Genomic DNA, 20,326 nt, shown 5'->3' with positions numbered 1-20,326 from the left:
CCGTGTGATCGGGTCTTCAGGATACCGATCCACAACTGACTGGCCATACATGCCTCAACGGCAATAACCAGGCACCTTACTGCCCTATTTCCGTTTTAGCACTGTCGGTGAATTTTGAGGCCTCGTAGCCGGTTGAGGGCCGCAGCGATCTCCTGGCGGCGGACCGCCGCGTAGTCGCCATAGTAGCCGCGCCCCACAAAAGTGACGCCGTGGTCGCGGAGCCGTTCTTCCAGCACGTCCAAGGCTTGGCTGAGCGTCCGTTTCCCGTCGACCAGCCCCTCTTCCACCAGGGCGCGCAGCGCCAGTCCGATACCGATCACCTGGGCGGGGTCGACCAGTTGGGAGAGGAACCGCAGGTCGATGTCGGATTCCCCGAAGGTGAGCACGTCCATGTCGCGCCGTTTGATCCGGGTGCGGCCGCGGGCCGCGGCGCTGATCGACGCGGGGTCAGGCACGCGGCGCGCGGGGACCGTGAACGGGGCGTCCTGGCGCGGCCGGGCGAGCGACTGAGCCTGCTTGGTGACGTCGTAGGCACGGTAGGTGTCCAGCATGACCACGTGGTCGGCGACGTCGAAGTAGTCGCCGCTGGCGCCCATGACCAGGACGGTGGACACGCCGTGGACCCGGTGGAGGGGCCGGACAAGGTCCACGAACGGGGTGAGGGGCTCGCGGTCGCCATGCACCAGTTGCTGCATGCGCTCGTCGCGGACCATCAGGTTGGTGGCTGTCGTGTCCTCGTCGATCAGCAGCACCGAGGTGCCCGCTTCCAGCGCTTCCGCGATATTCGCGGCCTGCGACGTGGAGCCGGACGCGTTCTCGGTGCTGAAGTCGCTGGTGTCGGCCCCGGTGGGCAGGGTGCGGACGAAAGCGCTGATGTCGGTGCGGACCACGCTCCGCCCTTCTTCCGCACGGATCTTCACCGCGTCGGCGCGGGTGACGACGAGTTCGCGGCCGTCCCCGGGGATGTGGTCGTAGACGCCGCGCTCCAGCGCGTGCAGCAGGGTGGATTTGCCGTGGAACCCGCCGCCGACGATGAGCGTGATCCCCTCGGGGATGCCCATCCCGGTCACCGTGCCCCGGTGCGGCAGGTCCACGGTGACGCGCAGGCTCTCCGGGGAGGTGAAGGGGACCGCGTCCCGCAGCGGCAGGTCGCTGATCCCGCTGATGCGGGGCAGGATCGCGCCGTCGCCCACGAAAGCCACGAGCCCCAGCTCGGACAGGCGGTCGCGGAGCGCCACCGTGTCGGCGACACTGTCCGCGAACGCTGTGGCGTCCGCGGTGTCCAGCGCCTCCCAACACAGGGCGTCGACCAGGTCGGGCACGGTGTCGCACAGCGCGTGCCGCGCGGCGCGCCCGTCGATGCGGCGCCCGTGCCCGGGCAGTTCCAGGCCGAGCCGCAGCTCGACGGCGCCGTCGCGGATCTGGCAGGAGGAGCGCTCCACTACCTGCTGGCCTCCCGCGTCGATACGGATCCGGGTGCCGCGCAGCACCTGCCGCGCCCGGCGGGCCAGGTAGTCGGCGGTGGCGCGGCGCCGCACCGGGTCGCGCCAGGCGTGCTCCGGCATTCCCGCGGTCGCCGCGGGGATGCGGACCAGGATGCGGGACGGCGGGGCGAAAGGGTCGGCCTGGACCTTCTGTACGGTGAGGGTGAAGTCGCCGAAGTCCCAGTCGCCGGTGAGGGCCCGGTAGCGGCCGTAGGAGGCGCCGTCCAAGCGGAGGAGTTCCTCTGCGAGCCGCTGCTCGTCGCGGCGCCCCCGGATCGGTTCGACTTCGCGGCGCCGGTGGCGGTCACCGCTGGCCTGGGTGCGATTCCGCTGGTGCCGTCCTCCGTAGCCCGCCGACATGATGATGTGCTCCCCCCGTACGGTCCGTTGCCACGTCCCAGAATGCTAGGGGGATTCGCGGGATCTGGCCCGCGAATCCCCGAAGCTGGCGGACTTTTTCTGCTCTGTGACCCTTCGGTGCGGTTGCGGGCTCTAGGCGGTCCGTGCGCCGCGGGCTCAGTCCGCGGGGTAGCGGGCCAGCCACTCGGCGGTGGTCGGCGGGCCGGGGGAGGCGAAGGCCAGCATGAAGTCGTCGGCGAGCTGGAGCAGGTCGGCGCGGCCTTCGACTGGGTCGGCGAGGTCCGGGGGAAGCGCAGCCTCGCCGTGCAGGGCGCCGAGAATGTTGCCGCAGATCGCCCCGGTGGAGTCGCTGTCCCCGGAGTGGCTGACCGCGAGGGCGAGGGCGTCGGTGACCTCCGCGGGAGTGCGGTGGACCAGTGCCGCGTACACCGCGATCGCGAGCGCTTCCTCGGCGATCCACCCTTCGCCCAGCGATTCGACGTGCTCCGCGCTGGGGGCGCCCCCGGCAGCCACGGTCCGCGCGGCGAGCAGCGCCCGTGTAGTCTCCTCGTGCCCGGTGTAGCCGCGCAGTTCGGTGAGCACCGCGTCCAGCGCGGTGTCGAGGTCGTCCCCGGCCAGCAGCCGCCGGATCAGCAGGGCGAGCGCCCCGGACGCTCGTTGTCCGGTGGGGTGGCCGTGGGTGAGCGCCGCGGCCCGGTCCGCCCAGGCGAAGACGGCGGTGTCGGTGGCGACGTGGTCGGGGAGCAGGCCGAAGGGGGCGCTGCGCATCACCCCGCCGCAGCCTTTGGAGCCGTTGCTGGCGGGCGCTCCCCGCTCCTGGCGGCCGCCGACGGCGTCCTGCAGCGCCTGCAGGCAGGTGCGGCCGGGGGCGCGCTGGTGGTACAGCCAGCTCCGGGCAGCCAGCCACCCGGGGTGCTCCCCGGTGGGGGCCGAGACGAACTGGGTGTGGTACCAGCGCAGGTAGGCGTCGTGCACCGCCCGCGTCGGGTCGAACTCTCCGCCGTGGACCGCCTGGCGGACGCGGGCGCGGATCAGCCCGTCCACAGTCCACAGGGTCATCTGGGTGTCGTCGGTGACCAGCGCCCTGGGGTCGACGTGGGAGCGCACACCGGCAGGACCGTGGGCGGCGCGGATCTGAGCGAGTGTGCTGAACTCCACGGGGGCGCCGAGCGCGTCTCCTAGCGCACCGCCGAGCAGGCAGCCGCGCACCCGTGACCGGTACGTGTCACGCGGTTCACTGTGCCACACGATGGGGGGACCGTCCTTTGTCCAGAAAGTGAGAACAGAGGACAGCATGCCAGTTTTACGGCGGGAATTCCTGGTTTTTGCACTCTAGTCCTGGTTTGCCGCCCTGTCGGGGCGGCTCCCGCTCCGCTGCCCCGCGGTGTGCTCCGGGGATGCTCCCGGCAGCCGCTGCGCCCCGGGGTGGGGGCGTGCGGCGCGGTCTCCTCCCTGCCTGCCCGGTGCCGGGACCGGCAGGGTTCGCTGCGCATCCTCGGCAGCGGATGCTGCTTTGCGCCTCTCAGGAGGCGCGGTGGTGGCGTCCGGTGGGGCGGAGCAGGCTGGCAACCCGCTTGGTGACCGCGGCCCCGGCCGCGATGAGCAGGACGATGGTCAGCCCGGCCGAGGTCATGGGGCCCTCGGTGGACATCAGGTCGAAGGCACCGTGGCCGGTTTCGGTCGCCGTGGTGGTCTGCTCGGCCGCTGCCGCGTCGTCCGCGGCCGGAGCGGGGGCGTCCGCCTGCTGGCTGTCGGACGGGGTGCCGGATCCGGGAGACGGCGGGGCGGCCTGCGCCTCTGCTGTCTCCTCCTCCTGCTCGGCGGGGGCGGCCTGCTCCGTGTCGGACTGCTGTTCGGCCGACTCTTCAGGGGTCTCTTCGCTGCTGGCCTCTTCCGGGGCGGACTCCTGGGATTCCGGAATCGGGGAGACCGCGTTGTGGCAGGGCTCGGAGGGGTTCTGGAAGGGGTGGGGCACTCCCGGGGTGCCGGGGCCGTCACCCCACTCCGTGATGTAGTACTCGACGTTGATGTGTCCGGCCCCGCCGGTGACCGTGTACGTGGTCTCGTTCCAGGACTCTCCGGTGAGCTCGGCGAAGGTCTTGCCGTCGATGTCGAGCATCACGTGGCATCCCTGCGACGGGTCGCCGGGGCCGCGGTCGCCGATGAAGAACTCGGCGGTCTTGCCTTCGTAGACCACGTAGCCTTTGGTGCCTAGCGGCCAGCTAGGGGCGGCGAACAGGCCCTTCTGCATGGGTTTGCCCGAGGCGGGCGGCCCCGTGTCGCCGTTGATGCCGGAACCGTCGTCCCAGAAGTACGAGGCTTTGACCTTGCCGTGCAGCAACACGTCGTCGGTAGGCAGGGAAGAGGGCATAGGAGAACCAAGGGGTTGGCGGCAGGACAGTGACGGAACCGCACACCGCGTCCCAGCACCCGCGTCACACAGGCGGAGTGCCACAACCAGAGGGGGTGGGCGCGCTGGGCGACCGCTGCGCCGGCAGCGGTGTCAGGGGGTCAGCGGAGCACTGGCTGCACTCCGCGCCAGGTGCGGGCTCCACCCAACGAGCGCCATAGACGCTCGAAGGGGTCAATCGGTTTACCCGGTTTGATCAAGCTCTGATTACAAACCGGATACAAGGACTCTAAGCGAGAAAAACGCCCCAAACGTTAATAAAAAGGTAAAATCACCCAGCGTGGCCTCTCTGCCACACTCCCCGAGAGACGACGTGCGGGCGGCCCGCATCACCGGACCGCCCGCACGGTTACGCCGCTTCCGCAGCGCTCACGTCACCTGGGCACGCTGCGCAAACCGGGGGTCTTGCCACTCTCCCGACGTGACGACCTCGACCAGTGCCCGGGCCGCGTCGTAGACGTCCACATAGCGCAAGTACAGCGGGGCGAACCCGAAACGCAGAATGTCCGGGGACCGGAAGTCCCCCACCACCCCGCGGGCGATGAGCGCCTGCACGATCGGGTAGTCGTCCGGGTGGCGCAGCGCCACCTGGCTGCCCCGCCGCTCGTGCTCTGCCGGGGTCACGCACTCCAGGCCCGCCTCCGCGGTCACCGCCACGAACAGGTCCGTCAACGCCAGGCTCTTCTCGCGCACCTGCGCCAGGTCCACGCGCTGCCACAACTCCAGGCTCGCCTCCAGCGCGGCCGCAGCGATCAGCGACTGCGACCCGCTCAAAAACCGGCTCGCCCCCGCCGCAGGCTCGTACTCCGGAGCGAAGTCGAACGGACGGGCGTGGCCGTGCCAGCCGCTGATGGGCTGGCGGACCCGCTCGTGGTGGCGGCGGGCCACATAGGTGAACGCGGGCGCGCCCGGACCGGCATTGAGGTACTTGTAGGTGCAGCCCACGGCGAAGTCCACACCCGTCTGCGCGAGCGCGAGCGGCACCGCGCCCACACTGTGGCACACGTCCCACACCACCAGGGCGCCGTGCGCGTGGACCATCTCGGTGACCGCCGCCATGTCGCGCAGGATGCCGGTGCGGTAGTCCACGTGGCTGAGCAGCACCACAGCCACATCCCCGGGCTCCAAGGCCGCGGCCAAGGCGGCGGGGTCGTCCACGTCCACCATGCGGAGGCTGGCCCCGTCCACCAGGTCCACCACCCCCTGGGCGATGTACCCGTCGGTGGGGAAGTTCCCGGCCTCCGCCACCACGACACGGCGGTCCGGCCGCAGCCACAGCGCCGCCGCCACGGTCTTGAAGAGGTTGACCGAGGTGCCGTCCCCCACCACCACTTCGTCGGCCTCCGCCCCCAGCAGCGGGGCAAGCAGAGCGCCGAGGGTGCGGGGCTTGTCCCACCAGCCCGCCTCGTTCCAACTGGCGATGAGCCGCTGGCCCCACTCGTGCTCCACCAGGCGTGCGACCCGGGCAGGCGTGGCCCGGGGCAAGGCGCCCAGCGAATTGCCGTCGAGGTAGATGACGCCGTCCGGCAGCACGAACTCGTCGCGGAACGGGGCCAGGGGGTCGGCGGCGTCCCGTGCAGCGCAGTCCTCGCGGGTGAGGGGGATGGTCACAGTGGTCGGCTCCTTACCTTCACCGAAGGATGGGCCCGGGCTTAGAGCTGGGTCCGCAGCTGCCAGAGCTCCGGAAACACATCCTTTTGGACATTTCTCATCAACCATTGCAAACCAGACGAGCCGCCGGTGCCCGCTTTGGCGCCCATCGTGCGCTTCACCGCCATCGCATGGCGGTGCCGCCACAGGGTCACCCGCTCCGCGGTGTCCAGCAGCGCCTCCGCCAACGCGAGCAGCTCGTTATCGGGCCTGTCGTCGGCGTAGACCAGCTCCCAGACCCGCACCACCTGCGGATGGGGCTCCGCCGGCTGGGTCCAGTCGCGTTCCACCCGCTCGGCGGGCACCGGGAAACCGCGGCGGTGCAGCAGGCGCAGCACCGCGTCGTACAGGCTCGGCTCGGCGAGGGCCCGCTCCAGCTCCGCGCTGACGTGCGGATCGGCACGGTGCGGGCGGATCATGGCCGCCGACTTGTTGCCGAGCAGGAACTCCAGATGGCGGTAGCCGTACGACTGGAAGCCCGACGCCTCACCCAACTGGTCGCGAAACCGGTTGAACTCGGTGGGAGTCATGGGAGCCAACAGCTCCCAAGACTCGGCCAGCACGTCCTGGGCCTTGTGGCCGCGGCGCAGCGCGGCCAGGGCCGCGGGCACGTCATCGGCGTCGACCGCGTCGCGGGCCTGCTCCCATTCGTGCCGGATCAGCGCGAACAGCAGCTCCATGACCTGTGTGGCGACGAGGAACGTGGTCTCAGCGGGCTCCTCGGTGCGGGGGCGCTGCAACGACAGCAGCGTGGAGACGGCGGTGTAGTGGGCGTACGGGGTGACGCCGTCGAAAGAGAGCGTGGGGCGGCCGCGGTTGCGCTCGGCGCGCTGCTCGCGGGCGAGGGCAGCGGAGGAGGACACGAGGGGATCACCTCCGAAGGGTTGCGCGTCACCTGTCCTGCCGGGCTCCCAGGATGCCCGCCGCGCGCCCGTCCAGGAAGGCGCAATCCACGGCGATCACGACGTTTTTCCTGCCATTCGCAAACCGTTTTCTGCTTATGGTTTATGATCGTCAACCATGCTGGATGCGGTGGACTGGCGGATCCTCACCGAGCTGCAAGCCGACGGGCGCCTGTCCTACAACGAACTGTCCCGCCGGGTGGCGCTGTCGCCCCCGGCCGTCGCCGAACGGGTGCGCCGCCTCGAAGAACGCGGCGTGATCACCGGCTACCACGCGCACGTCGACCTGGACGCGGTAGGGCTGTCGGTGGTCGCCCTCGTCCAAATGGGCTGCTACGGGCCGCTATGCCTGCTGCGCGACGAGGCCGCGCTGGCCCGCCCGGAGATCCTGCGGCTCTACCGGGTCACCGGCGACGCCTGCTGCGTGCTCCTCGTCGGCGTCCCGTCGATGGCGCACTTCGAGCAGTTGATCGACGATCTCGCCGACCACGGCCGCCCCTCCTCCACGATGGTGCTGTCCTCCCCCATCCCGTGGCGGGCCGTCAGCCGCCCGCAGGCTGAGCGGTAGCCTTGGTGCGGTGAGTGTCCTGATCGACCCTCCTGCCTGGCCGGGACCGCGCGGCCTGCTCTGGTCCCACCTCGTCAGCGACTCGTCATACGCGGAACTGCACGCGTTCGCCCGCGCGCTCGGCATCCCGGAGCGCGCCTTCGACCGGGACCACTACGACGTGCCTGAAACGCTGTACGCCAAAGCCCTGGAACTCGGCGCGATCGCCGTCTCCAGCCGGACGCTCGTCGCACGGCTCCACGCCGCAGGGCTACGACGGCGCAAACCCCGCCGCCTGCTCCGTTAACCGGGCGATCTCCGCCGCCACATTGGCGCGGGCCCGCTCCTCCCACCAGGCATACCCCTGCTCAGTGCGGTACAGGCGGGGAGAGGCCAGCAGGTCGCGCAGCACCGCGATCCGCCCCCGCGCGAACTCCACGTCGCCCACGTGCGCGTACTCCTGGCGTACCGCCGCGGCGTAGGCGGTGTACTCTGCGTCCTCTGCGGCCAGGATCGCCAAGTCGGCGTCGCACAGCACTTCCGCGTTGGCGTCCCCCGGCTCTGGGGAATGGTCGGCGGTCACCCGCACCAGGCGGGCCACTTCGGCGACCTGCTCCGTGCTCAACCCGCACGACGGCAGCAGTAGCTCCGCCAACTGCGCGCTGTTCTCCTCGTCCGCCCCAGGCTCCCCCCGGTACACCGCGTCGTGGAACCAGGCGGCATACCGGACCAGGGTGCTGTCCCGGGCGGCGTCCGCGAGCACCTCCACCGCAGCCAGCACCGCTTTGAGGTGGTCGAGCGTGTGGTAGCGGCGGTGCGGCTCCGCCCACCGGGCCAGGAGTTCCGCACCCACCGCGGCGGCTTCCCTCCCCGGTCCGGCCAGCCGCTTCCACTCCCCGGCCAACTCGAACAACAGTCGGGCCATCGGCGCCCCTCCTCCCACCGCGTGTCCCCTCCTCGGGGCGTGCCGGAGACGTCCCCTTGCGAATCTATCCGCCGAGCCCGGGCGTCCCGCGCGCCACACGCCCGGACCGGGGGTGCGGCGCACCACTCCGCCCCTGCGGGATCGGCCCGGCCCTCCCCACCCCGAACCGAAGTGCGCGTTCCGCCATGCGCCACCGATATCGGAGAAAGTTCGGGCAAAAACTCCGCAACCGGCCAGCGGCGGCCGTCGTGTTCCCGGGACGCTCTGCGATGTTTCCAATGGGTCTTGCAGCGCTGGCGACATGAGGGGGAGGGTTATGCGCGTACGCACCGCGCTCGGTTGGACAGCGGCCGCGGTCCTGGTCGGAGGGGCCGGGACCGCGGCCGCCGATGAAGCCATCACGGTGTTCCCGCCCAAAGCGGCCCCGGGCTCCACGGTCTTCGTGCGGGTCTCCTGCCCGGACAGCGCCGAGTGGGTGGAGTACTCTTCGCCCGCGTTCGCGGCGCCCACCCGGGTCGACTTGGCCGGGGAGACCGCGGCCGAACAGGAGTTCGTCCTGTCCGACGACTTGGAACCCGGCGACTACCAGGTCCGCGGCGAATGCGGGGCGGCCGACTCCAGCCACGTGCAGTACGCCAGCGTCACCGTGCCCGCCCCGGACGGGTCCGCGGTCCCGGCACCGCAGCACACCACGCCCTCCCCGGCACCCACGCCCAGCGGCGCGCCGAACGCGGGAGGCGGCGGACTGGCCCGCCCGGCGTCCACCACGACCCCGCCCTTCGACGTGCTCGCCGCCGGTCTCCTCCTGCTCGGTGCTACCGCCGTAGTCGCGCTACGGCAGGGGGTGCGCCGTGGCCGCCCAGCAGCGAAGTAGCGTCGGCGTCCTGCTGGCCGTCCTCCTCGGCGTGGCAGCCGCGTTCGCCAGCGGCGGTCCCGCCACCCCGGAAACACCACTGAAGCGGTCAGTTCCTGTCCGGTTGACCATCGAGTCGATCGGGGTGGACGCGCCCGTCGCCGAACTGGGGCTCAACCCCGACGGCACGCTGGAAGACCCGCCGCTGGACGACCCCAACCTGGTCGGCTGGTACGCGCTCGGTGCCTCCCCGGGCGAAGCCGGGCCCGCCGTGCTCACCGGGCACCTCGACACCCGGAGCGGGCCGTCGGTCTTCGCCCGCCTCAACGAACTACGTCCCGACGACCTCGTCCACGTGGCGCGCGCCGACGGCTCCCAGCCCGTGTTCGTGGTGGACCGGGTCGAACAGGTGCCCAAGGAAGACTTCCCCACCGACCAGGTCTACGGGCCGAGCGACCGCCCGGAGCTGCGCCTGGTGACCTGCGCCGGGGACTTCGACCCGGCTAGCGGCCACTACTCCGACTCCCTCGTGGTGTACGCCGTCCTCGCCGAGTCCGGCGGGTGAGGCGAACCCCTCACCCGCCGGGCCAGCATGGGTGGCGGCACGCGGTGCTTGCCCCACCACGTACCGCCGTCCGGTCCCGGAAAGCCCGCTTTCTCACCCCATCCGGAACCGGAGTCTGGGCTGGTCAGACCGGGATGCTGTCCTGCGCGGCGCGCAGCGCGTCGTTGACGGTGCGCAGCACGGGCGGCTGGACCACCTGGGCAGGGTCGAGGTGGGCACCGCCGCGCACCGTGAACGTGTGCGACTCTCCCGGCAGGAGGGTGACCAGCATGTCATCCGCCTCGGCCCCCGGATCGAGGCGGTCCGCGAACAGGGAGAGGTCGCGCAGCAGGCTCCGCGCCGTCACGGTCACGCACAGGTCCGCGCCACGCGGCACGACACGGGTGTCGTACTCCGGCGCCGGATAGGCGATCTCGCGGTCCTCAGCGAAGAACCAGTACGCTCGGCGTGCCCCCGTGTCCGCGGTAATCAATTCCCGGGTCGCATCCCCGGGGCGCGCCACCTCGGCGGGCAGCGGCACCCGGACGGCGCCGCGGGCAGGCACAGTGAACGGGGCATCGGCCGCGGCCAGCACCGTGCCGTCCAAGGCCCGCCGGGCCAGGTGCGCGGTCCCGGTCCACTCCCGGTTGCTGTCGTTTGCCACGACGAGGACCAGGCCGTCGCCGTCAGGCTGCACCGTGGCCAGCCGCTCGGCGTAGACCGCCCGCAGGGCGTACCACAGCGGTTTGCGCCGGCCTTCGCCGTCCACAGCCGACCACGACGTCACCGGCCAGCAGTCGTTGAGCTGCCAGACCACGCTCCCCGTGCACCGGGGCCACTGGGCGCGGAAGTGCTCGATGCCCAGAGTAATCGCGCGCGCCTGGTTGACCTGGGTCAGATAGTGCCAGTCGTCGAAGTCGGCAGGGTTGCCGAAGTGCGGGGCCAGGCCGCGGGCGAGCTTGCCGTTGCCGTCGACCGCCTTCTGGTGGTGCAGCATGCCCGGCGAATCCGGTCGCAGCTCCTCTCCGGGCAGGGCGGAGCGCAGCGTGGCGTAGGTGGGCGGGGCCTGGAACCCGAACTCGGCCACGAACCGGGGCCGGTAGTTGCGGTAGGCGGTGTAGTCCACCTCGTTCCACACGTCCCAGATGTGGATGGAGGCGTACCGCGGGTCGTTGGGGTGGATGTCCGGCACCCCGGAGTACGGGCTGCCCGGCCAGTAGGGGCGCGTAGGGTCGACCTCGGCGACGATCCGCGGCAGCAGCTCCAGGTAGTAGCCTTCGCCCCAGCTCCGGCCCGCCAGCTCCTCCTTCCAGCCCCAGTCCCAGTAGCCCCAGATGTTCTCGTTGTTGCCGTTCCACAGCACCAGGCTGGGGTAGGGGGCGAGCCGGGCCACCACTTCGCGGGCCTCGGCCTCGACCTCTTCAGTGATCGGCGGCTCCTCGGGGTAGGCGGCGCAGGCGAACAGGAAGTCCTGCCAGACGAGGATGCCGCGCTCGTCGCACAGCTCGTAGAAGTCCTCGCTCTCGTAGCGGCCGCCGCCCCACACCCGCAGCAGGTTCATGTTGGCCGCGACCGCCTGGTCGATCCGCGCGGCGTAGCGGTCGCGCCCCACCCGGCTCACAAAACAGTCGTCGGGAATCCAGTTGGCGCCCTTGACGAGGACGGGCACCCCGTTGACGACGATGGTGAACCGGCGGCCGTCCTCGTCGACACCGGTGTCGAGCTCGACCGTGCGGAACCCGATCCGGCGCTGCCAGGTGTCCAGTTCCTCCCCGTGAGCGGCCAGATCGACGCGCAGGTCGTAGAGCGGCTGGTCACCGTAGCCGCGGGGCCACCAGAGGTCGGGGTCGGGGACGGTGACCTCCAGTTCGGTACGGCACACCCCGGCGGGGACGGCGATTGACTGCTCCCGGTCGGCGATCCGGACGCGCACGACCAGCTCGGTGTCCTCCCCGTGCTCGCTCCGCTCCACCTCCACCCGCACCAGGACGCGGCCCTCCAGGCTGCCGTCGTGGGTGCGGGCCACGGTGATCAGGGGGACGACCTGGGCTAGGCGGGCCGTGTGCCACGCGTGCACGTGGATCGGCCGCCAGATCCCCGAGGTGACGAGGGTGGGGCCCCAGTCCCAGCCGAAGTTGCAGGCCATCTTGCGGATGAACTGGAACGGCTCGGGGTAGGCGTTGGGCCGGTCCCCGAGCTTGTCGCGGAGCGCCGTGGCGTAGCTGTAGGGGGAGGCGAACTCGACCCTCAGTTCGTTAGTGCCGTCTCGGAGCGCCCGGCGCAGGTCGAAACGGTAGGAGCGGTGCATATTGCGGCTCTGGCCGACTTCCGTACCGTTGAGGAACACCGTGGCCACGGTGTCCAGTCCGGCGCATTCCAGGTCGATCCGTTCTGCCTCAGCCAGTGCGGTGGCGTCGAAGGTGGTCGTGTAGCTCCACTGGGTGCGGCCGATCCAGCCGAGCTCGGTCTCGTTGCGACCTTGGTAAGGGTCGGGAATGAGGTTCGCCGCCATGAGGTCGGTGTGCACGCATCCCGGCACGGTCGCCGGTATCCCCGCAGGGCCGATCTCCACTGGAACCTCGGCGGGATCGTCCGCACGGAGGACCCAGTTCTCGCGCAGTTCGATGCGCACTGCCATGGCGTCTCCACAGGTGAAGCGGTGTTGCACTTCAAGGGTGCGACCCGGGCGCCTGGAGGAGGGAGGGGGCGTAACCCGGTGCCGGGTCGCACCCGACTCTTACGACGGTCGTCGGTGTTCCGCCGCGTTCCCCATGAGACTAGTAAACCGGTTCAGTGTCAAGAGGCTGAGAGGAAAATTAAGCGGTTCAGTAAATTGCCAATAAAAGCCGTTCTCCCGTTTTCAGGCACGCCGAAGAGCCGGTCAGCGACTCTCAGCCAGCCGCTGGCCGGCTCGACGGCGAACTAGGGACTACACCGCGGCCCGACGGTGGAAAGGCTGCACGTAGTGCCCCTCGGAGACCTGCACCAGCTCGCTGGGGACCTCCTGGCCCTCCTCAAGGTGGTAGGGATGCGTGGAGGTATCGGCGGCCTCCTTGGCACGGAGCTCGGCCTCGACCTCCTCCCACTTCTTGTGGAACTGCGGCACCGAGGCGAACAGCTTCTTCGTGTAGGGGTGGCGCGGATCGCTGAACACCTTCTCGGTGACCCCGCGCTCCACGATCTCACCCTTGTAGAGGATGACCGTCTGGTCGCTGATGTAGTTGCCCAGCGCCAAGTCGTGGGTGACGAACAGGATGCCCATCCCCCGCGCCTTCAGGTCGGCCAACAGGTTGAGCACGTCGATCCGCGTCGAAGCGTCCAACATGCTGATCACCTCGTCGGCCACCAGATAGTCGATGTCCAGCAGCAGCGCCCGGGCGAGGAGCATGCGCTGCAACTGGCCGCCGCTGAGCTGGTGCGGGTACTTGCCCAACACCTGGTTCGGGTCGAGCCGCACCACCTTCAGCGCCTCGGCCACCCTGTCCTGCCACTCGCTCTGGGAGACCTCCGGGTAGTACTCCTCACGGATCATCGAGAAGACCCGGTCGGCCTTGAAAATCGGGTTGTAGCTGCTGAAAGGGTCCTGGAAGACGCCCTGCACCTTGCGGTAGTAGTCCTTCAGCGCCCGGTGCCCGCGCAGCGTGGACACGTCGATGCCGTCGCAGGTGATCTTCCCCTTGCTCACCGACGCGATCCGCAGCGCCATCTTGCCGAGAGTGCTCTTGCCGCTGCCGCTCTCACCGATCAGGGACACTACCTCGCCGGGACGCACCTCGAAGCTGGCGTCCCGGACTGCAGTGAACTCTCCCCCGCCGAAGGCGCCCACCTTGTAGACCTTGGTGACCCGGTCGAATTTCAGCATCTGATCACTCGGCCTTCCAACAGGCGACGTGGTGGTCGCTTTCCACTTCCACGAACGGCGGCTGCTCCAGACACTGCTTGTCGGCCAGCGGGCAGCGATCCCGGAAGCGACACCCCTGCGGGGGATTGAGGAGACCGGGCGGGCTCCCCGGAATACCGCTCAACCGCTTGTCCTCGTACTTGACGCCCACCTCGGGAAGCGAGTCCAGCAGCATCTTGGTGTAAGGATGCTTGGGCATCTCGATGATGGTCTTGGCGGACGCCTTCTCCGCAAGCCGTCCGCTGTACATCACCATGATGGTGTCCGCGATCTGGTACACCAGCGAGATGTCGTGCGTCACGACGATCATGCTCTTGACGAACTCGCGGTCGCGGAACTCCACCAGGGTTTCAGCGACAGCCCGCTGGGTGGAGACGTCCAGCGCCGACGTCACCTCGTCGGCGATCAGCAGCGACGGGTTGAGCAGCGTCGAGATCACCATGACCGTGCGCTGCTTCATCCCACCCGACAGCTCCAGCGGGTAGCGGTCCAGCACGTCCCGCTCCAGCTCCACCAGCTCCAGACGGCGGTGCAGCTCGTCGCGGACGTCCCGGAACCGCACCCCCCGCGACTCCAGCAGCTCGGCGATCATCTTGCCGATCTTGCGGGTCGGGTTCATCGCGCTCATCGCGTACTGCGGGATGATCGAGACCCGCTTGTAGCGGAACTCGTCCATGGCCCGGTCATCCCAGATCGGCATCTCGTCGCCGTCGAGGGTGACGCTGCCGCCGATGTAGCGCATCCGCCCGTCCAGCCGGATCAGGCTCTTGCTGAGTGTGGACTTGCCGCTGCCTGACTCTCCCGCCAGTCCCATGATCTCGCCGTCGGCGACAGTGAACGTGGGACCGTCGAGAGCGCGGACGTCACCACGCAAGGTGCGATAGTAGACCCGCAGGTCCGAGACTTCGAGGGTCACCTGCTACATCTCCCTCAGCTTGGGGTTGAAGACCTCGTCCAGCCCCACGTTCATGACGTACATCGAGCCGACAATCGCGGTGATGCCCAGGCCCGGAGGCACGAACCACCACCACACGCCCAACTGCAGGGCGCCCCACTTGACGGCCTGGTGCATGATCAGCCCCAGCGACATGCCGTCGTTCGGGCCCAGTCCCACGAAGTCCAGTCCTGCGGCGGCCAGCACAGCGCCGCCGAAGAGCAGGATGAACGTCATGAACAGGTAGGAACTCATGTTCGGCGCGATGTCGCGGACGATGATCTTCCATGGCCGGACACCGCTCAGGCGGGCCAGGTCGACGAAGTCGCGCGAGCTCAGCGACAGCGCCTGGGAGCGGACCGCACGCGCAGCCCACGGCCAGGAGGTCATGCCGATGAAGAAGGACTGCGTCACCACGCCATAGGAGTCCACGTAGGCGGCGATGATGAACAGCACCGCCAGGGTGGGCAGGACCAGGACGACGTTGGTCAGCATGTTGAGGACCTCGTCGATCCAGCCGCCCTTGTATCCGGCGACGAAGCCGATCGTCATGCCGATGACGGCTGCGATCCCGCCGCCGAGGAAGCCGACGAGGAACGTCGAGCGGATGCCGTAGACGAACTGGGTGAAGAGGTCCTGGCCGAACTGCGTCGTCCCGAACCAGTGCTCTGCCGACGGCGGCAGCAGCGGAGGCGCGTACCGCTCGCCGGGGGTGTGCTCCAAGAACGGCGGGACGACCAGGCCCACCAGCAGGAACAGGAGCACAATCGACAGGCCGACGACCAGCTTGGGATTGCGCAGTGCGAAGTAGAGGGCTTCCAGCCGGGGCGCCTTCGGTGTGGCGACCGCCGGCTCTTCCGGAGCCGTGGTCGGGTCGGGCAGCGGCTGCGCGGCTGTCATTTGGCTCCTCCCTGCATCTGGACGCGGACACGCGGGTCGACCAGGGCGTAGACGATGTCGATGATGAAGTTAGCGATCAGTACGCCGATGACGATGAACAGGAAGGTTCCCTGCAGCAGGAAGAAGTCCTGGTTCTGGATCGCCTGCAGGATCAGGTAGCCCAGGCCCTGGTAGGAGAAGACGATTTCGGTGAGCAGCGCGCCCGCGACCACCGTGCCCAACTGCACGGCCAGGCCGGTGAGCTGGGGCAGCATGGCGTTACGGAAAGCGTACTTGCGGATCAAGCGACGCGGCGCGCCCAGCGCCTGCAGGTAGTTGGAGTACTCGGACTCCAGCTCGTAGATGATCATGTTCCGCATGCCGATGGCCCAGCCGCCCAGGGCGACCAGGAACAGCGACAGGAACGGCAGGAACCAGTGCTCCAGCAGGCTGGAGATGAACGTCCAAGTGAACGCAGGCTGGAGGGAGAGGCCGTACGATCCTGCGGCGGGGAACAGGCCCGCGACGATGCCGAGGCTCCAGGCCAGCAGGAGCGCCAGCCACATGTAGGGAGTAGCGGTGAGGATGTAGCCGATGGGCAGGATCGTGTTGTCCAGCCACTTGCTCCGCGCGGCGTAGGCGCCGAACCAGTTGCCGACGAGCCAGCTCAGGATAATCGAGGGCAGCAGGAGTCCCAGACTGTATGGGACCGCTCCCAAAATCAGGTCAATAACAGGCGTGGGGAAGTTCCAGATGCTAATCCCCAGGTCGCCCTGGAACAGCGAGACCCAGAAGTTGAGGTACTGCTGCCAGAGCGGCAGGTCCAGGCCGAACATCTTGTTGAAGTACCCGTACAACGCTTCCGCTGCGCCAGCGTCGTTGAGCGAAGCACGGGCGAGCCGGCTCTTGATGGGGTCACCGGGCATCAGCCGCGGGATCATCCAGTTGATGGTGACTGCTGCAAAGAAGGTCAGCGCGTAGACAAAAATCTTGCGGCCGAAGTATTTACGCAACGGGCCCTCCTGGGCTCGGTGGCCATACGGGGCCCCCGTCTCGCCGCTCCACTCCCCGGGAGCGGGCGGCGGGACGGGGGCTAATCACCGGAAGACCACTTCTCGAAACTCGCTGCCTACTCTTCCTCCGAGGCGGGCTCCAGTTCGGTCAGCATCAGGATGCTGCCGAGCTGGAAGTAGCCGCGCCAGGTCGAGGGCAGGTAGTTGTTGTCGGACTCGCTGGAGGGCCAGTTGGTCCACACCGAGTTGTTGTACTGCGCCCACAGGCCGTTGTACCAGAGCGGGATGACCGGCATCTCCTCGAGCTGGATCTTCTGGATCTTGCCCGCCACCTCGCGGATCTTCTCGGTGTCCTCAACCGGGATGCCGTCGAGTTCACCCACCAGCTCCCAGGCCTCTTCGTTCTCGTAGCGGCCGAAGTTGACCGTAGTCTGCTGGTCCTGGACCGGGAGGCGGAAGATGTAGTCGTAGTAGGTCCACGGCGTGTTGCTGATCTGGCGCTCGTTGTTGATCACCAGGTCGAACTCGCCGCTGTTGCGCTGGTCCACCAGGGCGTTGAACTCGGGGAAGTCAGTGGTGACCTTGATACCGACTTCGCTCGCGCTCTCGCTGATGACCCGGGCGGCCTCCATCCAGTCGGTCCAGCCGCTGGGAACGATGAGGGTCAGATCGATCGGCTCACCGTCAGGGGTCTCGACGAAGCCGTCGTTGTCGGTGTCCTCGTAGCCGGCTTCCTCAAGGATCTTCTTGGCGACCTTCGGGTCACGCGGGGTGGCGTGCTTCTCGACCACCTCGGTGTCGATGTAGTCGTCCCAGACAGGGAGCAGACCGGTGGGGTCGGCCTCGGTGACCAGGCCGCCGTAGACGTTGTTGACGATCTCGTCCATGTCGATGGAGGCCGAGAGCGCCTTGCGGAACTCAGGGTCGTCCATCGGCTTCTTGGTGGTGTTGGGCACCAGCCACGCGGTGTTGGCCGCGAGCATGTAGGGCTCTTCAGGGAAGTAGGTCTGGACCTGGTAGCCGCCCTGGACGAGCTGCGCGATACCGGGCAGGAAGTTGTTGTTGATGTCGATGTTGCCCTGGAGCACCTGGCTCAGCGCGGCCTCGTTGCTGGTGTTGACCACGTCGACGATGTACGTGGGCTTGACCTCGTGGCCGAGCGCCTCAGTGGCCCACCAGTCCTCGTTCTTCTTCCAGACCTGGCGGTCCTGGTCGTGGGTCTCGTAGAGGTACGGGCCGGTGCCGACGGGGTCCTCGTTGGCGCCGGTGAGGATCTCCTCCTCGGAGCGCTCCGACCAGATGTGTTCGGGCACAATGGCGTTGAAGTACAGCCAGTTGGCCCACTGCGCGTAGTTGGCCTTGGAGAAGGTGAACTTGACCGTGTAGTCGTCGACGGCCTCAGCGCTCTCGAGCCACTCCCACAGCGAGTGGTAGGAGGAGCCCTCGTACTTGCCGATCTCGACGGTGAAGACCACGTCGTCGGCGGTGAAGTCTTCGCCGTCGCTCCACTTGACGCCCTGGCGGAGCTTCAGCTCGTAGGTCTTGTCGTCGACCCACTCGCCGCTCTCCGCAAGCCAGGGGATGTATTCTCCAGTCTGCGGCTCGTAGAGGAACAGGGTCTCGTAGACCAGACCCACCGTTCCGGTGGCGTAGTTACCCGTGTCGAGCGGGTTCCACGTGCTCGGCGGCCCCCACTGGGTACCACCGGTGTAGAGGGTCTCCGCACGGGGGTAGTCCCCTGTCGCTCCACCGTCGCCCTCTGTGTCACCCCCGCAGGATGTGGCCAGCAAGCTGACCAGTGCGAGGGGGATCAGAAACCTGTAGCGGTTTCGCATCGTTCTTCTTCTCTCCTCCATCTGTTACCGACGCGTGGCCCGGCAACAGTTGTTTGGGAGCGTTCCCAAACGAAGGCCCCCCGTAGCCTTTCGTCTGGTCACGCGGGTTTTTGCCAGCAGATGCGGCTGTTGCTCTCCCCTCCCGCCCGTTCCGCCACACAGATCACAGACGGGAGTGAACGAAAGAACATCAATAAACCGGTTTAGCGTCAAGACTGTGTTATGAAAACTAAACCGGTTTACGCGGGACGTGCTGTTTGCACAGCAAACCCGCCCACCGCACCGTACACACCTGACTGGATTACAACGAACTTACTTCACCTTGGTCAAGCGGAGGTCAAGAAGTGATCAGAATGCAGCGGGGCCCGTACTTGCCCGCGGGATGAGCCGGCTCGGCGGAGTCTGCCGGGAACGGGGAGTACGCCCTTCAATCACTTCCATCAGCAAAGACGCGGCAATTCTCCCGTGCTGGGTGACCTCGCGCCCCACCGCAGTCAGCGCAGGGCGGATGACCTGGCAGATCCGGGAATCGTCCCAGGCCACGATCGACAGCCGCTCCGGAACAGGGACCCCCATCTCCTGCGCCGCGCCCAACGCCGCCACTGCCATCAAATCGTTGTCAAAAACAAGTGCGCTCGGCGGGTTCTCCGCAGAAAGCAACTCGCGAGTAATATCCGCGGCGCGGGATTCCACATAGTCCGCGTGAACGATCTCTGCCCGAGTCAACCCCACTTCGCGCGCCACTTTGGCGAATGCCTGCGACCGAACTTCGGTGTGCACGAACTCCGCCGGACCCGCCACCCGGACAATCCTCCGGTGGCCCAAATCGGCCAAATACCGGATCACTTCCCCCATGGCTTCCGCGTCGTCCGTCCACGCGCACGGCAGGCCCTGGGTGTGCTCGGGACCGCCGACCACGACCGCGGGCAGCCCCAGCTCCTTCACAAACGGCAGTCGAGGGTCGTCACGGCGCAAATCCACCAGCAGCACCCCGTCGACCCGGCGCTCCGCATGCCAGCGCTGGTACGTGGCCGTCTCCACGTCCCGGTCCTCGGCAGAGCGCATCAACAAAGAGAACGGGCTGCCGTCGAGTTCGAGCTGGATCCCCCCGATCAACTGCATGAAGAACGGCTCGGCGGCCAGCGTCTTGGCCGGACGGTCCACCACCATGCCGATCGCCCAGGCCCGACCGTCCGACAGGGAACGCGCCGCACTGCTCGGCGCCCAGCCCAACTGCTCGGCGATGTCCAGGATGCGGCGCCGCGTGGCGTCCGAGACTCCAGGCCGACCATTCAGCGCGTAGGAGACCGCTCCTTTGGAAACGCCTGCGGCCTTGGCGATATCCACGATCGTCGGACGCCTCATCCTGTCTCCCCGCGCTGGCTCAATGAACCGGTTCACTAAAGGTGAGGTTAGCAACGGCCCTAGGTCTCTACCGTCACCGGAGGAGTGTTCCCCCGCGTCCGGGACCTCCTGCCGTCCCCATGCCTCTGGCCAGGCAGGAGCAGCCGCCCCTGGTGTTCAGAAACGTTCCGGTAGCACAGGTGCGGCACATTTTCCACCATTGCCCCTGTCCTGTTCCGTTTCCCCGAAGCAGAGGCGTACCCTGGACGCTTGTGTCTACCCTGTTCTCCACGCTTGCGCGGCGACCACTCCACCGCCGTAAAGGGGTGCCCGTGTCGAGTCTGGCGGGAATCGCGCACATCACCCTGTCCGTGCGCAACCGCGACACCAGCGTCGAGTTCTACCGCGACGTCCTCGGATTCCACGAATACAAGACCGAGGACGGCCCGCACTGGCGACGCACCTTCTGCCGCCACCCCAACGGCCTGGTGCTCTGCCTCACCCAGCACACCGACCACTTCAACGCCCGTTTCGACCCCCGGCACGCCGGGATGGACCACCTCGCCTTCGCCGTCTCCTCCCCCGACGACCTCGAAGAGTGGGAGAAGCGGCTGGACGCGCTCGAAGTGGAGCACACCCCGATCCTCCACGGCGACCACGGGCCGCTGCTGATGTTCGAAGACCCCGACGGCATCCAGTTGGAGCTGTGCTGCCCGGACCCGCCCGCGGGCTAACCCGCAGGCGG

Annotated in this window: 18 protein-coding genes; 5 read left to right on the top strand and 13 right to left on the bottom strand. The window is 68.3% G+C overall.

Going from position 1 to position 20,326, the window contains the following annotated elements; all coding sequences use genetic code 11:
• Positions 1–95: 95 nt before the first annotated feature.
• The 5 genes from TFU_RS04610 to TFU_RS04590 form a co-directional block, all read right to left on the bottom strand.
• Positions 96–1,844, bottom strand: a complete 1,749-nt coding sequence (locus TFU_RS04610) for an ABC-ATPase domain-containing protein (protein WP_011291372.1) — start codon at positions 1,842–1,844, stop codon at positions 96–98.
• A gap of 156 nt (positions 1,845–2,000) precedes the next feature.
• Positions 2,001–3,092 carry an ADP-ribosylglycohydrolase family protein gene (locus TFU_RS04605; protein WP_227480830.1) on the bottom strand — a complete coding sequence of 364 codons (1,092 nt, stop codon included), beginning with the start codon at positions 3,090–3,092 and terminating at the stop codon, positions 2,001–2,003.
• 274 nt (positions 3,093–3,366) lie between these two features.
• Positions 3,367–4,215 carry a hypothetical protein gene (locus TFU_RS04600; protein WP_011291370.1) on the bottom strand — a complete coding sequence of 283 codons (849 nt, stop codon included), beginning with the start codon at positions 4,213–4,215 and terminating at the stop codon, positions 3,367–3,369.
• Between the two features lie 408 nt (positions 4,216–4,623).
• Positions 4,624–5,865: a kynureninase gene (gene kynU / locus TFU_RS04595; protein WP_011291369.1), complete on the bottom strand. Its 1,242-nt coding sequence runs from the start codon at positions 5,863–5,865 to the stop codon at positions 4,624–4,626.
• A gap of 41 nt (positions 5,866–5,906) precedes the next feature.
• Positions 5,907–6,767 (bottom strand): tryptophan 2,3-dioxygenase family protein, encoded by an 861-nt coding sequence (locus tag TFU_RS04590; RefSeq protein ID WP_011291368.1) that lies wholly within the window; start codon positions 6,765–6,767, stop codon positions 5,907–5,909.
• A 157-nt stretch (positions 6,768–6,924) separates the two neighbouring features.
• Between TFU_RS04590 and TFU_RS04585 the strand changes: the two genes are divergently transcribed.
• Complete coding sequence (locus tag TFU_RS04585; protein ID WP_011291367.1) at positions 6,925–7,374, top strand: Lrp/AsnC family transcriptional regulator; 450 nt, start codon at positions 6,925–6,927, stop codon at positions 7,372–7,374.
• Positions 7,375–7,384: 10 nt separating this feature from the next.
• The gene (locus TFU_RS04580; RefSeq protein WP_011291366.1) at positions 7,385–7,660 is read left to right on the top strand and encodes a DUF4031 domain-containing protein; all 276 of its coding nucleotides are present in this window, start codon (positions 7,385–7,387) and stop codon (positions 7,658–7,660) included.
• Here the strand turns inward: TFU_RS04580 and TFU_RS04575 are convergent.
• Positions 7,625–8,278, bottom strand: coding sequence for an HD domain-containing protein (locus TFU_RS04575; RefSeq protein WP_011291365.1), 654 nt, complete (start codon positions 8,276–8,278; stop codon positions 7,625–7,627). The two genes, TFU_RS04580 and TFU_RS04575, sit on opposite strands and share 36 nt — an antisense overlap.
• A gap of 316 nt (positions 8,279–8,594) precedes the next feature.
• Here TFU_RS04575 and TFU_RS15575 point away from each other — a divergent pair, with 316 nt between their 5' ends.
• Both TFU_RS15575 and TFU_RS04565 read left to right on the top strand, forming a co-directional pair.
• The gene (locus TFU_RS15575) at positions 8,595–9,152 is read left to right on the top strand and encodes a hypothetical protein (RefSeq protein ID WP_049754921.1); all 558 of its coding nucleotides are present in this window, start codon (positions 8,595–8,597) and stop codon (positions 9,150–9,152) included.
• Positions 9,130–9,696, top strand: a complete 567-nt coding sequence (locus tag TFU_RS04565) for a class F sortase (protein WP_011291363.1) — start codon at positions 9,130–9,132, stop codon at positions 9,694–9,696. The genes TFU_RS15575 and TFU_RS04565 overlap by 23 nt, the downstream gene beginning before the upstream one ends.
• 124 nt (positions 9,697–9,820) lie before the next feature.
• On the opposite strand, the gene TFU_RS04560 is transcribed toward TFU_RS04565, so the two are convergent.
• From TFU_RS04560 to TFU_RS04530, 7 genes are all read right to left on the bottom strand, one after another.
• Positions 9,821–12,313, bottom strand: a complete 2,493-nt coding sequence (locus TFU_RS04560) for a glycoside hydrolase family 2 protein (RefSeq protein WP_041427778.1) — start codon at positions 12,311–12,313, stop codon at positions 9,821–9,823.
• Positions 12,314–12,604: 291 nt separating this feature from the next.
• Positions 12,605–13,537 carry an ABC transporter ATP-binding protein gene (locus tag TFU_RS04555; protein ID WP_011291361.1) on the bottom strand — a complete coding sequence of 311 codons (933 nt, stop codon included), beginning with the start codon at positions 13,535–13,537 and terminating at the stop codon, positions 12,605–12,607.
• 4 nt (positions 13,538–13,541) lie between these two features.
• The gene (locus TFU_RS04550; protein WP_011291360.1) at positions 13,542–14,492 is read right to left on the bottom strand and encodes an ABC transporter ATP-binding protein; all 951 of its coding nucleotides are present in this window, start codon (positions 14,490–14,492) and stop codon (positions 13,542–13,544) included.
• A gap of 3 nt (positions 14,493–14,495) precedes the next feature.
• Positions 14,496–15,410, bottom strand: a complete 915-nt coding sequence (locus tag TFU_RS04545; protein WP_011291359.1) for an ABC transporter permease — start codon at positions 15,408–15,410, stop codon at positions 14,496–14,498.
• The gene (locus TFU_RS04540) at positions 15,407–16,402 is read right to left on the bottom strand and encodes an ABC transporter permease (protein WP_011291358.1); all 996 of its coding nucleotides are present in this window, start codon (positions 16,400–16,402) and stop codon (positions 15,407–15,409) included. The genes TFU_RS04545 and TFU_RS04540 overlap by 4 nt, the downstream gene beginning before the upstream one ends.
• 116 nt (positions 16,403–16,518) lie before the next feature.
• Positions 16,519–18,237, bottom strand: coding sequence for an ABC transporter substrate-binding protein (locus tag TFU_RS04535; RefSeq protein ID WP_011291357.1), 1,719 nt, complete (start codon positions 18,235–18,237; stop codon positions 16,519–16,521).
• Positions 18,238–18,585: 348 nt separating this feature from the next.
• The gene (locus TFU_RS04530; protein WP_011291356.1) at positions 18,586–19,602 is read right to left on the bottom strand and encodes a LacI family DNA-binding transcriptional regulator; all 1,017 of its coding nucleotides are present in this window, start codon (positions 19,600–19,602) and stop codon (positions 18,586–18,588) included.
• Between the two features lie 311 nt (positions 19,603–19,913).
• Here TFU_RS04530 and TFU_RS04525 point away from each other — a divergent pair, with 311 nt between their 5' ends.
• Positions 19,914–20,315 carry a VOC family protein gene (locus tag TFU_RS04525; RefSeq protein ID WP_016188407.1) on the top strand — a complete coding sequence of 134 codons (402 nt, stop codon included), beginning with the start codon at positions 19,914–19,916 and terminating at the stop codon, positions 20,313–20,315.
• The last annotated feature ends 11 nt before the right edge of the window (positions 20,316–20,326 follow it).

The organism is Thermobifida fusca YX (assembly GCF_000012405.1).
GTDB lineage: Bacteria > Actinomycetota > Actinomycetes > Streptosporangiales > Streptosporangiaceae > Thermobifida > Thermobifida fusca.
This window is presented reverse-complemented; position numbering and strand designations above follow the sequence as displayed.

Excerpts from the sequence above, each read along its gene's own strand:
- TFU_RS04530 (WP_011291356.1), bottom strand. The coding sequence starts at position 19,602 with ATGAGGCGTCCGACGATCGTGGATATCGCCAAGGCCGCAGGCGTTTCC.
- TFU_RS04585 (WP_011291367.1), top strand. The coding sequence starts at position 6,925 with ATGCTGGATGCGGTGGACTGGCGGATCCTCACCGAGCTGCAAGCCGAC.
- TFU_RS04545 (WP_011291359.1), bottom strand. The coding sequence starts at position 15,410 with ATGACAGCCGCGCAGCCGCTGCCCGACCCGACCACGGCTCCGGAAGAG.
- TFU_RS04575 (WP_011291365.1), bottom strand. The coding sequence starts at position 8,278 with ATGGCCCGACTGTTGTTCGAGTTGGCCGGGGAGTGGAAGCGGCTGGCC.
- TFU_RS04535 (WP_011291357.1), bottom strand. The coding sequence starts at position 18,237 with ATGCGAAACCGCTACAGGTTTCTGATCCCCCTCGCACTGGTCAGCTTG.
- TFU_RS15575 (WP_049754921.1), top strand. The coding sequence starts at position 8,595 with ATGCGCGTACGCACCGCGCTCGGTTGGACAGCGGCCGCGGTCCTGGTC.
- TFU_RS04555 (WP_011291361.1), bottom strand. The coding sequence starts at position 13,537 with ATGCTGAAATTCGACCGGGTCACCAAGGTCTACAAGGTGGGCGCCTTC.
- TFU_RS04600 (WP_011291370.1), bottom strand. The coding sequence starts at position 4,215 with ATGCCCTCTTCCCTGCCTACCGACGACGTGTTGCTGCACGGCAAGGTC.
- TFU_RS04560 (WP_041427778.1), bottom strand. The coding sequence starts at position 12,313 with ATGGCAGTGCGCATCGAACTGCGCGAGAACTGGGTCCTCCGTGCGGAC.
- TFU_RS04610 (WP_011291372.1), bottom strand. The coding sequence starts at position 1,844 with ATGTCGGCGGGCTACGGAGGACGGCACCAGCGGAATCGCACCCAGGCC.